General features: G+C 52.1%; 17 protein-coding genes. 11 read left to right on the top strand and 6 right to left on the bottom strand.

What is annotated here, in order from left to right; translation table 11 throughout:
- Positions 1-162: 162 nt before the first annotated feature.
- Both EPA93_RS12905 and EPA93_RS12900 read right to left on the bottom strand, forming a co-directional pair.
- Entirely contained in the window at positions 163-576 is a 414-nt protein-coding gene (locus tag EPA93_RS12905) for a hypothetical protein (protein ID WP_129887918.1), read from the bottom strand.
- Between the two features lie 6 nt (positions 577-582).
- On the bottom strand, positions 583-945 hold the full coding sequence (locus EPA93_RS12900) for a hypothetical protein (RefSeq protein ID WP_129887917.1): 363 nt from the start codon (positions 943-945) through the stop codon (positions 583-585).
- A gap of 99 nt (positions 946-1,044) precedes the next feature.
- On the opposite strand from EPA93_RS12900, the gene EPA93_RS12895 reads away from it, so the two are divergent.
- From EPA93_RS12895 to EPA93_RS12870, 7 genes are all read left to right on the top strand, one after another.
- Positions 1,045-1,623: a hypothetical protein gene (locus tag EPA93_RS12895; RefSeq protein ID WP_129887916.1), complete on the top strand. Its 579-nt coding sequence runs from the start codon at positions 1,045-1,047 to the stop codon at positions 1,621-1,623.
- 351 nt (positions 1,624-1,974) lie between these two features.
- Positions 1,975-2,328, top strand: coding sequence for a hypothetical protein (locus EPA93_RS12890; RefSeq protein WP_129887915.1), 354 nt, complete (start codon positions 1,975-1,977; stop codon positions 2,326-2,328).
- 685 nt (positions 2,329-3,013) lie between these two features.
- On the top strand, positions 3,014-3,745 hold the full coding sequence (locus EPA93_RS12885; protein ID WP_129887914.1) for a hypothetical protein: 732 nt from the start codon (positions 3,014-3,016) through the stop codon (positions 3,743-3,745).
- Positions 3,679-4,029 (top strand): hypothetical protein, encoded by a 351-nt coding sequence (locus EPA93_RS12880; RefSeq protein ID WP_129887913.1) that lies wholly within the window; start codon positions 3,679-3,681, stop codon positions 4,027-4,029. Before EPA93_RS12885 ends, EPA93_RS12880 begins: the two co-directional genes overlap by 67 nt.
- A gap of 350 nt (positions 4,030-4,379) precedes the next feature.
- A complete protein-coding gene (locus tag EPA93_RS48325) occupies positions 4,380-4,517 on the top strand; it encodes a hypothetical protein (protein ID WP_165423060.1) in 138 nt (45 codons plus the stop codon).
- Entirely contained in the window at positions 4,511-4,864 is a 354-nt protein-coding gene (locus EPA93_RS12875) for a MarR family winged helix-turn-helix transcriptional regulator (protein WP_129887912.1), read from the top strand. Before EPA93_RS48325 ends, EPA93_RS12875 begins: the two co-directional genes overlap by 7 nt.
- A 77-nt stretch (positions 4,865-4,941) precedes the next feature.
- Positions 4,942-5,841 carry an LLM class F420-dependent oxidoreductase gene (locus EPA93_RS12870; RefSeq protein WP_340689233.1) on the top strand — a complete coding sequence of 300 codons (900 nt, stop codon included), beginning with the start codon at positions 4,942-4,944 and terminating at the stop codon, positions 5,839-5,841.
- Positions 5,842-6,169: 328 nt separating this feature from the next.
- Here EPA93_RS12870 and EPA93_RS12865 read toward each other — a convergent pair whose 3' ends face one another.
- The 3 genes from EPA93_RS12865 to EPA93_RS12855 all read right to left on the bottom strand — a co-directional run bounded on the left by EPA93_RS12865 (position 6,170) and on the right by EPA93_RS12855 (position 7,943).
- On the bottom strand, positions 6,170-6,928 hold the full coding sequence (locus tag EPA93_RS12865; RefSeq protein WP_129887911.1) for an acyl-[acyl-carrier-protein] thioesterase: 759 nt from the start codon (positions 6,926-6,928) through the stop codon (positions 6,170-6,172).
- A gap of 68 nt (positions 6,929-6,996) precedes the next feature.
- On the bottom strand, positions 6,997-7,152 hold the full coding sequence (locus EPA93_RS12860; protein WP_207229524.1) for a hypothetical protein: 156 nt from the start codon (positions 7,150-7,152) through the stop codon (positions 6,997-6,999).
- Positions 7,153-7,391: 239 nt separating this feature from the next.
- A complete protein-coding gene (locus tag EPA93_RS12855; RefSeq protein ID WP_129887910.1) occupies positions 7,392-7,943 on the bottom strand; it encodes a hypothetical protein in 552 nt (183 codons plus the stop codon).
- 244 nt (positions 7,944-8,187) lie between these two features.
- On the opposite strand from EPA93_RS12855, the gene EPA93_RS12850 reads away from it, so the two are divergent.
- The 4 genes from EPA93_RS12850 to EPA93_RS12835 all read left to right on the top strand — a co-directional run bounded on the left by EPA93_RS12850 (position 8,188) and on the right by EPA93_RS12835 (position 11,883).
- Positions 8,188-8,748 (top strand): HAD hydrolase-like protein, encoded by a 561-nt coding sequence (locus EPA93_RS12850; protein WP_129887909.1) that lies wholly within the window; start codon positions 8,188-8,190, stop codon positions 8,746-8,748.
- 320 nt (positions 8,749-9,068) lie between these two features.
- A complete protein-coding gene (locus tag EPA93_RS12845; protein ID WP_129887908.1) occupies positions 9,069-10,316 on the top strand; it encodes an MFS transporter in 1,248 nt (415 codons plus the stop codon).
- Positions 10,317-10,449: 133 nt separating this feature from the next.
- Positions 10,450-11,217 (top strand): class I SAM-dependent methyltransferase, encoded by a 768-nt coding sequence (locus tag EPA93_RS12840; RefSeq protein WP_129887907.1) that lies wholly within the window; start codon positions 10,450-10,452, stop codon positions 11,215-11,217.
- A gap of 249 nt (positions 11,218-11,466) precedes the next feature.
- The gene (locus EPA93_RS12835) at positions 11,467-11,883 is read left to right on the top strand and encodes a cupin domain-containing protein (protein WP_129887906.1); all 417 of its coding nucleotides are present in this window, start codon (positions 11,467-11,469) and stop codon (positions 11,881-11,883) included.
- Between the two features lie 138 nt (positions 11,884-12,021).
- Here the strand turns inward: EPA93_RS12835 and EPA93_RS12830 are convergent, their stop codons facing one another.
- Positions 12,022-13,245: a cytochrome P450 family protein gene (locus EPA93_RS12830; RefSeq protein ID WP_129887905.1), complete on the bottom strand. Its 1,224-nt coding sequence runs from the start codon at positions 13,243-13,245 to the stop codon at positions 12,022-12,024.
- Positions 13,246-13,508 lie beyond the last annotated feature (263 nt).

The raw sequence follows: 13,508 nt of genomic DNA, 5'->3' as shown, positions 1-13,508 counted from the left end.
CAGTTGTAAATGATCTGTATGCGAGCATGTGATGTACTGGCAGTAGTGAGCGTGGATGCTCGCAGGGCTTGGGAAGCGCAACAAGCGGGAATGAGGAGGAAAAAAGGGGGCTCGCGCCCCATTACCTCTCCCCCGGAGAGGGTTCCCTTCAAGTATAGATTTTTAAAGAAGCTTCCCCTCGCCACACTCAAGCCACCAGACGCGAGCTTCCTCGAAGAAAGCGATGCCAGCTTCAATAACGCGGATTGCATCTTCAACTGAGGTTGCTTGCGGATAATAGAGATGCAATGCCTGATAAAAGGCGGAAGCAGTTTGTGCGAGCTGACTCTCTTGAGACAAGAGAGCGATAGCTTCGGGTTTAGGGAGCTTCCATATACGCAGACCATCCTGCTCTTGGATGGTCAAGAGTTGATAGAGCGTTGGCCAGAGGTCGGTACAGAGAAAGCGCACTTGTCGCTCTAACTTACCTGAGCCATGTTCGAGCAAACCCCGGCAATAATAGGCAATGCGTTCATCGATGCTCGCCAGTTTTTTACGAGCTGAGCGCTGTAAATCTGCCTCGCTCGCCTCTGGCACAGGAAGTTAGCCGGTGAGCATATGGTAGGCTCCTGGGATTGGCCCAACATAGTCAGAACGTGGCAGAGGCGAGCGTATATACCCCTGAATATACTGGAATGGGTGTGGATCGATGCACGCCAGGTCGCGTTGAATAGCGCTACAAATTTCCAACGGCAACTGGCCATAGATAGTGAACGCTTCAGATCGAAGGTAGATCTGGAGATCAATGTCGCTACATCCAGGGATAAAGCCGCCTTTGAGAGCTGAGCCATGAATGAGCAAACCGAAGAACCACTGTTCTGTATGGCGTAGATACACTCTGGCCGCAGCCTCTACAACTGGCCTGGCTGCAGGCACAACGCGGGAGAGATCAAGATCGTGCATCATTTTCCCTTTCTATACAGACAGCTTACAAATTGACAGCAAGACGCCACAATCTGCTACGATGAAAAAAACCAAAGACGCATCGAGAGCAGGAGAACGAGCATGCCTTGCCCGGATCGATTATCGCAGTGGTCACACGAGGTGTCAACCGCCATTCATCATTTAAGCAAGCCGCAAATCTGGGGGTTGGTTCTCTGGAGCGCGGGGATCGCGCTCGCTGGAACGGCAGGAATCACGCAAATCAGTGCTCTGCTCGCGTTGGTATTAGAACAGCAGGAACAAGCGGTGTTTCAACACTTACGCGAGTGGTATCTGGATGCAAAGCACAAAAGCGGAAAAAAGCGGCGAGAAGTGGACGTGACCACCTGCTTCGCACCCTTGTTGCAATGGATCGTGCGTTTGTGGGGAAATGGGAATCAGCAAATGGTGCTGGTGCTGGATGCCACCACATTGGGGGAGCGTTGGACGATTTTGACGATCAGCGTGGTGATCCGCAGTTGCGCGATCCCGGTGGCATGGAAAGTGCTGGGCGGACATGAGAAAGGCAGTTGGCGACCGCATTGGGAGGGGCTGCTCAAGCACCTGGACGGTTGTATTCCAGCTGAGTGGCAGGTGCTGGTGATGGCTGATCGAGGGTTGTATGCGCGTTGGTTGTTTCAGGCGATCCTCGAGTGTGGGTAGCATCCATTTTTGCGCATCAATCTGTGGGTCAAGGCACGCGCGGTGGGTGAGAAGGAGTTTGACTGGATTAGCCGATGGACTCCTACGTCGAGAACCCATTGGAAAGGGACAGTGGAATGCTTTGCGGGGAAATCCAGCCGCCTAACATGCACGTTGCTGATGCATTGGGAAGCGAGCTACGAACACCCCTGGGCGGTGCTCACCGATCTGTCTCCCGAACAAGCCGAGATAAGTTGGTATGGGATGCGGACATGGATTGAAACGGGCTTTAAAGACGTGAAGCGCGGCTTATGGGGGTGGCATCACAGCAAAATGGTGGATGCCAGCCGCGTCGAACGATTGTGACTGGCGATGGCGGTGGCTCAAGTCTGGACGGTGAGCCTTGGCTGTCAGATGGAGCAAGAGAAGCGTCAGGAACCCCCAGGTGAGTCATTGCCAGAACAGCACATCGCACGGCGGAGACGCAAGCGGCCTACGGGTCAACTGCCAACGCGCCAGTTGAGTTGCGTGGTCCGTGGGCGGCTCGGTTTAGTCGCTGCTCTGTTCAACGCAGAGGTTTTGCCGTGCGGCATTCTGCTGGCTGAAGAGTGGCCTCAGGCCATCACCTCACCCAGGAAGCTCCCGAAGCCCTCGCAGCTTCGTCAGCGTGAGCGGAAGCGCGAGCGCGGATTGCCGCCTGGCGCCCTCAAAAAAACCTATATGTGAAAGGGAGAGGGTTCCCCCGGTTAATGGCGAGCCCTTAACAATCCCGTTTTTGAAAACTGGAAAATCCCTACAATGCTCGCAACTCCTTGTAAAATGGGGTTCGCTTCCCAGTGGGATTGCAACACTCTCCGTTATGGAAACATGGGAATGACGCATAAGCCTCTAAAAGGGATTGTTAAGGGTTAGCTCTTAACCGGGGGCTTGGAGTGCAAGTCCCGTTAAAATCGTAGCTCTGCCCCAACGTTTCCCTCCCAGTTAGGAGTTGCAAAACGTGTATTTCTTCGAGAGACGTCTCTCTCATATGCTTTAAAAAGGGCAACAGCCCGCTTGGGAGCGCAACTAAATTAAAAAAACCTCTTTTTCATCCTCTCAATTCTGGCATGGCTTTTTCCCCTTACTCCTCATAAACCGATTATTTTACGCACACCTCTCTTTTCTAATGGGTGAGTGCTTTGCTTTCAGGATGATGAGCTTGATCTGCTCTAGCCTTCAAATGTGATCCTCATCACATCGCTACACCATTTCCTGGAAAAAGCGCTTTTCATCTGCTATACTTTTCTTGCATATGAAGGCATGTTTCTCATCGAAAGAAGCCGAAAAGTGGTTGGCACCCGATATTAATTTGTGCAAAGTGCTAGACCAGGAGGTTATCTGAGATTCAAGAAGAAAGGCAAAAATGAAGTAAATGAACTATGATCTCGTTGTGGCCAGGAAAGATATACTCGATCAGCTCCCTACATTCCTCGCTTCATTCTTCCAGGTTGCTGTACAAGATGTCTGCATTGTGGACTGGCAGAAACAATTTGATCTGGACGAGGAGAAGTGGAGCTCCATCCTCATCTTTTGCTCTTATGAAAGGTGTTCTGGCGATTTTGCCTGGTCGCTCAGCCTCTTTGCTACCATTAACTTCCCTGATGTCTATACAGCAGGCCGATTACCCACAGAGGAGGCTCTAGCTATCCATCTAGCAGAAACTTTTAACACAGTTGTGAGATTTCCACTCTCACTTAATATTCATCCTTCCGCAAGTTGGCTTGCCACACCCAGAGGAGAAGTGTTCTGTGCTTACGCTATGGAGGGCAATTTGGTAGTCATCGATGGAGAAGAGTATATGCCGTACTTCGTCTACGAGGTAGAATTCCCAGTCCCGGAGCTGCCCCATGCTCGGGTGACTCATTTTCCCGATATCATTAATGAATTAGAGATCAAACAGCGGCCATCAACACCGATCTGTGACACACTTACAATCCAGCTTGAGAATAGCCACCTCTCGACGCTTTCGAATCCCGCATCCAAGGCTCTTTCAGTTTTAAGCTTCTGGGAAGTATTGATCCTACGTATGTCTCATGGATGGGCCCGGGAAATTGTTATCCAGCCCAGCAGTATGCAAACCACCTTAGAGATAGAGATAATCTAGATGCGGCAATTGCCAAGCTTCCCCAAGCTGAACAACACCTGTTCTGGGAAGCTGCCAGCCTCATCGAAGAGCAGTATCGAACCCTCACTATCGACGATGCAGGGGCAGCCCTCCTCGAAGCAATGACATATGGCCAGCCGACGGACATCTCTCAGCAGGCCTGGTATTGGCAGCGCCGTCCTCCTATTCTCCCCTGGAAGGATCTCACTCCGCAACCTATCCGTGCATCTCTCCGCTTAATGGAGAACGGTGAATGCGTGCTCGATAGTAAATTAGTACAATAAGAGCATCTTCAGAAGAAGCCCTCTTTTCATCCTCTCAATTCTGGCGTAGCTTTTCCCTTTGCTAGCTTGTCCAAAAGATCCACAACTCGACCTCAAGCTATACTCGCCAGCCTAGCTTGTGCCAGGCCCAAACTCGAATGCCTGGCACAAGGTTCCCAAATGCACAAATCACCCTCACATCCCTCCTCTTTTGTAGTAGTTGATAGGCAAAGCAGGAGCATGAAGCCACACTGCAAAGACACTGCCCGGCTTGACAAGAAGAACATCAGCGCTTACAATTTACTTAAACAGTTTAAATAATAATCTGTTTAAGTATTAACCTCGTTAACAAAGAGAGGCAGGATAAGGATATGAGTGAGCCTGGCACCAACGATACGCGAGATATCGCCGACGCTTTATTTGACATTATTCCTCGCTTGTTGGATCACATTCGCGCGGATATTCCTCGCGCCTCAGACGATCTTGCCCCGAGTGGCGCGACATTATAGAGCTACGTGCCACCAAGGGACAGTTCAAGTTGTTGCGCGTACTATTGGCGCGCCAGCGCTGCACCATGCAAGAGCTGGCCGAACAATTGGCGGTGGCGCCACCAGCCATCACGGCTATGGTGAAACGCCTGCTAACCCAGGGATTTATTGAGCGGGTTCGCGATGAGCAGGATTGGAGGGTTGTACAGGTCTCGCTAACGGAACGCGGGCAGCGCGTGGCCTCGCTTTATCAGGAGTTCTGGCTTACTCATTTCCAGAGCCTGCTTGGTCATCTCGACCCGGATGAGCTCATGCAGTTGCGCGCAACTGTACCTATCCTGCGTCACCTGAGCAATATCGAAGCATAAGTGTTCTTGCTGAAAAGGAGACTATTTTTATGAGCATACAATTTGGCGTCTTACTTCCCCAAGCCTGAATGGGCGATATGAGGGCAACCAAGGACTCAACAGAGGCCTATGAAATGCTTACCCATATTGCACAGACGGCTGATGAGCTCGGCTTTTCCTCGCTATGGCTGATCGATCATCTGGCCACGCTCCCTCAAGCCTCGCAAGAAGTGGCCTTTGAGGCCTGGACGTCGACGGCGGCACTGGCAAGGGACACCAGGCGCATACGCGTGGGACAGCTCGTCACCTGCAATGGGTTTCGCAATCCTGCCCTCCTCGCCAAAATGGCCAGCACTGTCGATGTGCTCTCGCATGGCCGCCTCACCTTTGGCATCGGGGCCGGCTGGACTGAGTGGGAATATCGCGCATATGGTTATGAGTATCCCGACGCGCCTACCCGCCTGCGCCATCTGCGTGAGGCGCTTCAAGTGCTCCTGGCCATGTGGACGCAGGAGGAAGCTGCCTTTGAGGGCAAATATTACCAGGTGCATGGAGCAATTAATCAGCCCAAGGGCGTGCAAAAACCGCATATTCCCCTGCTGATCGGCGGTGGTGGCGAGCAAGTTACGCTCAAGCTGGTTGCCCAGTATGGCAACGCCTGTAACTTCCGGGGCGACCCTGCTACCTTGCGTCGCAAGTATGAGGTGCTTAAGCATCACTGTGAGACGGTGGGGCGTGTGTATGAGAGCATTCAGCGCACAATGATGGTGCCCTGTTCCCTGGCCGAGACCGATGAGCAAGCGCAGGCTCAGTTTGCCGAGCTGTTCCCCTTTGGTGATAGCCGGACAAGAGAAGGGCTGATTGGCAGTCCTACTACGGTTCGCCGCCAGATAGCAGAGCTTGAGGCGGCTGGCGTGCAGGAACTGATGCTCGGCTTTTTCCCGCGCAGCGATCCCGAACAGCTCCGGCGCTTCGCCAGAGAGTTTCTAGCCTCATAAGGCGCGACATGGCCCATTTCGCTACTTTTCTGGCTGTTTGGAACAGTGGCCAATGATCTCTATGCGAGCATGGAATGCGTTGACGGTCGTGAGCAAGAATGAGGATAAAAGGGGGCCAGAAAAAGGGCCAAAGGAAATTTGGAGGCTATGTGCCAGAATACTTGCAAAAACTAGCTTCTCAGGCTCTAATAGCAAAAAGTACTTGAAAAGAGGTTTTTTCCCCGCCTGGGATTGTTAGGGCTTTTCTGTCTCCCTAAAATAGGGATTGTTAAGGGCTCGCCCTTAACCGGGGGCACGGGGCGCGCGCCCCGTTAAATCGCGGCCCCAGCTATACAGCGTCCACGCGCCAGCGCGAGAACGCCCGCACAACCACCTTATCCCCCTGCATAACCTGTTGCCACCTAGCACACTCCTCACCCACCACCGGCTCAAGCCAGCTCTGGATAACCAACGGCTCCCCAAAGCGCGGACTATGCAAATACTCAATATCGTAACTCAGAGCATCGAACCTCGTCGTATCAGGCGTAATCCCGGCACGCGCATAAGCCTCCCAGGCCGCATTATCCAGCTTCTCCACAGCCGCCGCATTATTCATATGGCGCATAATATCGATATCCGCGAAGCGCACACTTTCCCCCATAGTCACAGGCTCACCATCCGGGAAAACTGGGAAGGACTCCTCAGCTTGCGGCTCCCGCGGACCATCCGGGAGCCAGATCCGGGCCGTATCCTCCGGCAGGCGCGTAGGGCGACCGCGCGGGTCCAGAAAAACCCAGAGAGTGCGCGCCGAAATGATTGGCGACTCCGCAGCCTCTAAATAGGCCTCATAGCCGCGCTGGGCCGTGATGCGCGTAAAGGCCAGGCCATAGGTTTTCAAGAGTAGCTTCGTGTGAATCGGCACTGGCACGTTAAAGGTAATATGCGTACGCTTGACGATCCAAAAACCATTCCCACCCAACTGGGCATCCTCAGCATCCCGGGCCGCAATATCCTGCATGTAGCGCACAAAAGCCGTGGGAGTCAGGACGCCAGCGCAATTGCTTTCATCATAGCGAACAATATGTGTATGGCAAAATAATCTTTGCATTGCTTCTCCTCAGAAATTGCTCTCTTGTATTGTAGCAGGTTTTACCGGCTACCGATCAGGCAGGTCCGCTATGTTTCCAGGGCGGCAAAGAAGGCCAGCTGGTCGCGGTCAATAGTGGGCACGAGCACTGAACGATCAAGGTATTTGTTGCCGCGTTCGCAGGAAGTTTCGGGAATGAAGAGGCAGGCATGACAGGCGGCCTCGTGCAAAGTAGTGCCCTGCAAGCTGCGATGCTCGGCGCATAAAGATCATAGCCCTGGCCCACGGCGAGCCCATAGCGCTCTCGCTAAGCGCAGGCCTGCGCACAGCCATACTCGGGGAAGCTAGAAAACCCGGCCTGCTCTACTGGCTGGTCGAGCACCTTGACCCGGCCTGAGCGAGCCTACATTAGCATTCGGCATATATTGGGAAGAGGCGCACCTGAGAAGCATCGCTGAGAAATAGAGAGATAGAGGATATAGCCTCAATACTTTTTCCTACGTTTACGACCCTTGAACGGCTTCTGGTGAAACATATACCGCTTTTTCTTTCTCCGTACATCCTTCGCTTCTCCCTGAGATTCTCCATTCCCTTTTTTCTCTATTTTATCTTTTATTTTGATATATATCACTCCTATAATTTCCATAACTAAGATGAAGACAACCCCTGGCCAGTAATAGAGAAACCAGCCCCAGAAAATTCCTCCACGAGGAATGATACGTACGTCTTTTGGGTTCTTTATCGAGAAGGCGATAGGTGCCGTGTCACCGGTATTATAATAGAAAGGGCACCAGTGAGGATTCATTGCATTTCTGCTCATCCGCCCATCAGGGATAGAAAATTGATAAATCACGAAGCAATTTTTGACTTCAACACCCTCATCATCCTCACCACCATCAGACATTTTGTATTCGATGACTTCTACGATTTTTCCAGTTGTAACCCGCGTGCTGCTCTGCTTTAAGAAAATGTCGTAATCGAAGATATCATAGCCTGTCGCCAGGAAGAAAACCAGAAATGGAGCCAGCAAAAACATGTAAACCAGAACTCTAATTTATCATTCATCGGGGATTGAATGTCTTCATCCAATTGAGCTCCCTCCCTCAATTATTCCTATTAGTCTTCACCCAAAGTTTGTTCTTATCATTTCCTTAACAATTATCCTATTTACCTCTAATGATCTCTTTTACCATGCTAACATATAGAACCTACAAAGTCTGTGATATAATACCAGGTTCTAACACTCACAAATGATATTGTATGCAAAAGGTGACTAGACTATGCAAAGAGGCATCCTATTCGATCTTGACGGAACCTTAGTAGAATCATTTACCCGCAAGCCCTTGCCCGGTGTCGCTAACATCCTGCAGGAGCTGCAGAGCCGCGACGGGCTGCATATCGGCGTGGCGACCAACCAGGCCGGGCCACTCTGGGAAGCTATTACCGGTCAGGCTAAATATCCAACCATACACAAGCTGGCCCAAAACCTGCTTTCCATCGCTCAGCAGCTGCAGCTTACGCACACGCTCTGGCTCATCTCCCTCTGGGACCCACGTATTATGACTATAGGAAACACCTTAGAAGAAGTGAACGAGGGCGCACTGGCGATCCAACAGGAGCTGCAACAAGCTTTACAGGGGTCGCTTGCCCATGCTGTAAGCTTTATCGAGCCAGAATATCGCAAGCCGCGACCGGGCATGCTCTTGCGGGCTGCGGCCGAATGGAAAATTGCCCCGGCAAACCTGCAGTACGCGGGCGATATGGACACCGACGAAGAGGCAGCCCTGAACGCTGGCGCACGCTTTGTTCACGCCTCGGCGCTCACCACACTCTTAACATGAAATGGCTTGCGCCCTCCTCATCACTTCTGCAGATAGCAAACCGCTAGCTAGAGCGAGCCGACTCCATAACACTTATGGCCTGGTAAGTCTGGGGTTGGAGGAAAAAAATTTATAAATAGTACAATTCTTGTGGGGAACTGATAAGCAGAGGACTCTCTTTTCCATTATTAGTATACGCCTTTTGTCAAGGGATGCACATCGACCGTTTGGACGATGTTTTTTCGCAGATTGCCTTGTACGATAGTAGAGCCTTGCCGATTTGAGCCTGGCAAAGACAGGCCAGAGCTAGAAGATATTTGTGTAAAGAAAAGAGAGCAATTATGATCGCAAAACACCTGGGACTTCCCCGTACCAAAGGGGCCGAAGGTTTTCTTGCCGCCATCATCATAGACGCACTGGGTAGCGGCCTCTTCGTGCCTTTTTCGCTACTTTACTTCCACGTCGCCGCCAGTTTGCCCCTGGTTAATGTTGGTTTTGCACTCAGCACGGCCGCCATTTGCACCATACCAATCGTTTTCCTGGCGGGTCTGTTGGTAGATCGCTTCAGTGCCAGGCACATCGTCATAGCTGCGCAAGTGCTACAAGGCTGCGGCGTGCTCGGCTATCTGCTGGTCAACAACATATTTAGCCTGGTAGTCTACGCCTCGCTAGCCTTAATCGGTCAACGGCTCTTCTGGTCATCCTATTTTGTGCTTATTGCCGATCTTGCGACAAAGGAAGAGCGGGATCGCTGGTATGGATTGGCTGGAGCAGCTCAAAGCATCGGCATTGGCGTAGGCGGACTTGCCTCAGGCTTTCTGGTAGCCAGTAGCGGGCTCATCGGCTATCACCTGATTGTTGGAGTCGATGCGCTCAGCTTCTTTCTAGCCGCGCTACTACTCCTCTTCTCCTTACGCAAGCCGGGCCGGCAAAGCAGCAGCCAGCCACAATCCACAGGCTATCGCCTCGTTTTACAGGATTGGCCCTTTCTGGCCCTGACCGCTACGAATATTATTTTCGCCATAGGGAGCATGCTACTTGGGATAGGCATCCCCCTCCACCTGGAAGCATTGAAAGTACCTGTCTGGGTCGTTGGAGCCATATTTGCCTTCAACACTGTGCTCCTTGCTACCATACAAACACTTATCGTGCGGCTACTCGAACCATATCGCCGCACACGCATCCTGATGTTAGCGGGCGTATTATGGAGTGGCTGGTGCCTACTCTGCACGCTAGCTCTGGCTATCCCTTCAGTAGTATTGATTCCCTATCTGTTTGGCATCACCTGCATCTACAGCCTGGCGGAGCTAATGCATGCTCCGACCTCCAATGCATTGGCCGCCGCAGCCAGTCCAGAGGCTTTGCGTGGCCGCTATCTAGCCCTATTTCAATTTGCTTGGAGCATCGCAAGCATCCTGACACCAGGCCTGTTTACGCTGCTCTTCGCGATGAATACAAGCTTGCCCTGGCTAAGCGCCGCTCTACTCTTATTGGTAGCTAGCTTCGCGCTTTTCCTGCTGGAACGACGTCTACCCACGCACGCTGTACGCCCGTCTGCAATGTCAGCGGATCAAGAAAGGGTCGGGTAGTCCCTGAAGTTTGGGAGAAGGAGGGATTCGGCCCAGAAACCTGGCATATTCGAGGAAAAGTGCTTCTCATCTGCTATACTTCGTATGAGGGACGTGATTGCAATCAAGGCGCGACAGAAAGGGACAACCCGCCATGATTGACTATTCAGAATATCTTGAAGGATATCGGGATGCGCAAGCCTATGATGTGGAAGAGGGAGGCTACGACGCGGATTATCCTTTGACCGCCCAGCTGGCTCAGTCGTCAGGTGGACCGCTGCTTGATCTCGCCTGCGGCACTGGTACGATGGCTATTCGTATGGCAGAGCTTGGTTTTCAGGTCACAGGAATAGATATCATCCCCGAGATGATTGAACGGGCTAAGCAGAAGGCTCACATGCAAGGTGCCACGCTTGAGTGGGTGGTGGCGGATGCGCGCACATTCCAGCTTCAAAAGCAATTTTCCTTTATTTATATGCTGGGAAATGCCTTCCAACACTTTCTCAGCCGAGCCGATCATGAAGCCTTGCTAGCTCGCGTATGGGAGCATCTGCAACCGCAAGGAAGTTTTCTCTTTGGCACACGTAATCCCTCGCCCCGCAATCTCTTTGAAACTCGCTTTTCAGAGCCACAGAAGTTTACACAACCCGATGGCAGGCAATATATTATCAGGGAGCAGCAAGAGTACGATCCGCTCACGCAGATTCAATACTACACCTTCAATGAATACTGGCTCAAACCCGAAGGCCTGCAAGAGAAGAAGACGTATCACACAGCACTACGCTACGTCTTTCCGCAAGAGATGGAAGCTCTACTCTTCTACAACGGGTTTCAGATTCGTTCATGCTACGGAAGTTGGCAACAAGAGCCGCTTACCGCAGCTTCTCGTGAGATGATTTACGTCTGCCAGAAACGGAGCTAGTCTGCCATTCAGGCCTGCTCTGATACCTGTCATGCAAGCATAGCAGACGATAGCCGTGTGAAGATCTTATTTTTCTATTTCTTTTTCAAGTATAGCGGATAAATGCCCAAAAAACATCGTGCTAAGGGCCAGTGTTTTTCTGCATCCTCTCCTGTATGATAGGCAGCATCATACGTTCCTCGCTTCAGCAAAACCGGTAGAACCTCATCTCATATCGCCAAGAGCGAGCAGATTTAAGGAGACAAGCGCATGCAGATTCGACGTTTCGGCCCTGATCTCAAAAGCAAGATTTCTGGCAATCATCCCGGCCTCTATGGTGTGCCTATTCAGCTCCGGCGCGGACAAATCCCACCGGAAAAGCTTGAAGAGTTTGCCAGGCGCGTCAACGGTATGCCCCTGTGGCTGGACGCGGAGCTTCAAGTGGAGGCCATGTACTTTGATCCGCATGCCTCAATAGAAGAACATGCCGCCGATCACCCGACCCTCTTCCTGGTCATCAAGGGTCAGGGAACCGTGCGCATTGGGGGTCCCGCCGGGGAAACGCGCAAGATCGCAGCCGGTGATGTTGTGCTCTGGCCAGCTTACCTTGAGCACACCGTCTGGACCGAGGATGAAGAGCTCCACGCGATAGTCATTAATACCTTCAAGGCTGAGAAGGCGCATTGAGCTAGCTAGCAATGTTCTGCAGAGGAGACGAGAAAGAGGGAACTTTCCCGTCTCTCATTGGACGCCATCAACGAGGCAGGGATGACAAGAGGATAGTTTCAAGCAAACCCGCCTAACTGCTGAGCAGCAAAGTTTTGTCTAGAATGTTACCGGCAAGCTTGCCAGGCCACGGAATTGCGAAGGAGCCCAGACTGCCTGCTCTGGCTCAATTGCCAGCCGTATACCTGGCAGGCGCTTGAGCAAGGTTCCGATGGCGATCTGTCCCTCCAGTCGGGCCAGAGGCGCTCCCAAACAAGCATGAATCCCCTTGCCAAAGGCCAGCTGCTTATTCTCTTCACGCGTGATATTCAGGCTTTCTGGACCGGAGAACTGGTGGGGATCAAGGTTGGCCATAGACAACGAAAGTAGCACCATCTCCCCTCTGTGGATGACCTGGTTGTGAAGCTTGACATCTTCATTCGCCAGGCGCTCCACAAACTGAATAGGACCAGCATAGCGCAAGAGTTCCTCAATTGCTGCCGGGAGCTTCGTGGGGTCCTTACGCAGCATATCTAGCTGCTCGGGATGTTGAAACAGGGACAGCATGCCGTTGCCAATCAGGCTCACCGTTGTCTCGTGCCCGGCCAAAATCAACAGCCAGATCGTTGAAATGAGCTCGGTTTCGCTAAGCGAATCGCCCTGATCATGGGCCTGAATCAGAGCACTCGTCAGGTCCGTACCGGGGTGTTCGCGCCTGGCTTCCAGTAGATCCTGGATATACTTAACAAAGACTTCCACAATAGCGGCGAGTTCCGGCGCTGCCCCCTGCTGAGTTGTAGTCATACTCATCAGGGTTCGGCTCCAATCGCGGAACTGCTGACGATCGGACACAGGAATGCCCAGCATATCCGAAATGACCGTCATAGGCAGGGGATAGGCAAAGTCAGCAATGAGATCCATCTTGCCCTGTGGCTGCACTTTATCTAGAAGCTCATCGGTGATATGCTGAATTTGTGGGCGCAGTTGCTCGATCATACGTGGTGTAAATGCTTTGGAGACCAGGCCCCGCAAGCGCGTATGATCGGGCGGATCGACGGTGAGCATATTGCGCCACCACATCATCACATTGGGGGTTCCGTCGTCCGCAGCCGCATCCTGCCCGCTCTGGGGCGGCATAAACTTCAGCCGATCCTTCACAAAACGCGGATCTCTGAGAATGGCTATGACATCCTCGTAGTCTGCCGCAAGCCAGACGAAGCCAATCTCGGGCACCCCCTCGATGCGGACCAGTGGCTCCTTACGCCCACGTAGTTTCCTGTTCAAGGTAAAAGGATTCTTTATAGTTTCAGGTCCATATAAATCACCAAGCGTAATCTGTTCCATATTTTTCCCTTTCAAGCTCCATCTATTGGTGAGCTTCTCTTCTCCTTGCACAACATACAGGCGCTACCTGCCTCTACCTACGCATCCCACGTATCTGTCTTCAGCGCTACAATACAGCGAAGCCTTGCGCTTTCCATCTTTTCGCGCTTCTGCACCAGAAACCTAAAGCCAAAACGAGGCAAGAGAACCCGCGTGGGGTCGTGCCCTCTCTTACACTCCAGGCTTTGTAGGCAGTATAGAGCGTCATGAGGGAAAGACTCATC

It is taken from the genome of Ktedonosporobacter rubrisoli, assembly GCF_004208415.1.
Taxonomy (GTDB): Bacteria; Chloroflexota; Ktedonobacteria; order Ktedonobacterales; family Ktedonobacteraceae; genus Ktedonosporobacter; species Ktedonosporobacter rubrisoli.
The sequence above is the reverse complement of the archived record's forward strand: the minus strand, read 5'-3'. Positions and strand labels throughout refer to the sequence as shown.

Bases quoted from the DNA above. Each gene is read 5' to 3' on its own strand.
- EPA93_RS12835 (WP_129887906.1), top strand. From the start codon at position 11,467: ATGCAGATTCGACGTTTCGGCCCTGATCTCAAAAGCAAGATTTCTGGC.
- EPA93_RS12865 (WP_129887911.1), bottom strand. From the start codon at position 6,928: ATGCAAAGATTATTTTGCCATACACATATTGTTCGCTATGATGAAAGC.
- EPA93_RS12830 (WP_129887905.1), bottom strand. From the start codon at position 13,245: ATGGAACAGATTACGCTTGGTGATTTATATGGACCTGAAACTATAAAG.
- EPA93_RS12850 (WP_129887909.1), top strand. From the start codon at position 8,188: ATGCAAAGAGGCATCCTATTCGATCTTGACGGAACCTTAGTAGAATCA.
- EPA93_RS12880 (WP_129887913.1), top strand. From the start codon at position 3,679: ATGGGCCCGGGAAATTGTTATCCAGCCCAGCAGTATGCAAACCACCTT.
- EPA93_RS12890 (WP_129887915.1), top strand. From the start codon at position 1,975: ATGGCGGTGGCTCAAGTCTGGACGGTGAGCCTTGGCTGTCAGATGGAG.
- EPA93_RS12895 (WP_129887916.1), top strand. From the start codon at position 1,045: ATGCCTTGCCCGGATCGATTATCGCAGTGGTCACACGAGGTGTCAACC.
- EPA93_RS12855 (WP_129887910.1), bottom strand. From the start codon at position 7,943: ATGTTTTTGCTGGCTCCATTTCTGGTTTTCTTCCTGGCGACAGGCTAT.
- EPA93_RS12840 (WP_129887907.1), top strand. From the start codon at position 10,450: ATGATTGACTATTCAGAATATCTTGAAGGATATCGGGATGCGCAAGCC.
- EPA93_RS12845 (WP_129887908.1), top strand. From the start codon at position 9,069: ATGATCGCAAAACACCTGGGACTTCCCCGTACCAAAGGGGCCGAAGGT.
- EPA93_RS48325 (WP_165423060.1), top strand. From the start codon at position 4,380: ATGAGTGAGCCTGGCACCAACGATACGCGAGATATCGCCGACGCTTTA.
- EPA93_RS12870 (WP_340689233.1), top strand. From the start codon at position 4,942: ATGAGGGCAACCAAGGACTCAACAGAGGCCTATGAAATGCTTACCCAT.
- EPA93_RS12885 (WP_129887914.1), top strand. From the start codon at position 3,014: ATGAACTATGATCTCGTTGTGGCCAGGAAAGATATACTCGATCAGCTC.
- EPA93_RS12900 (WP_129887917.1), bottom strand. From the start codon at position 945: ATGATGCACGATCTTGATCTCTCCCGCGTTGTGCCTGCAGCCAGGCCA.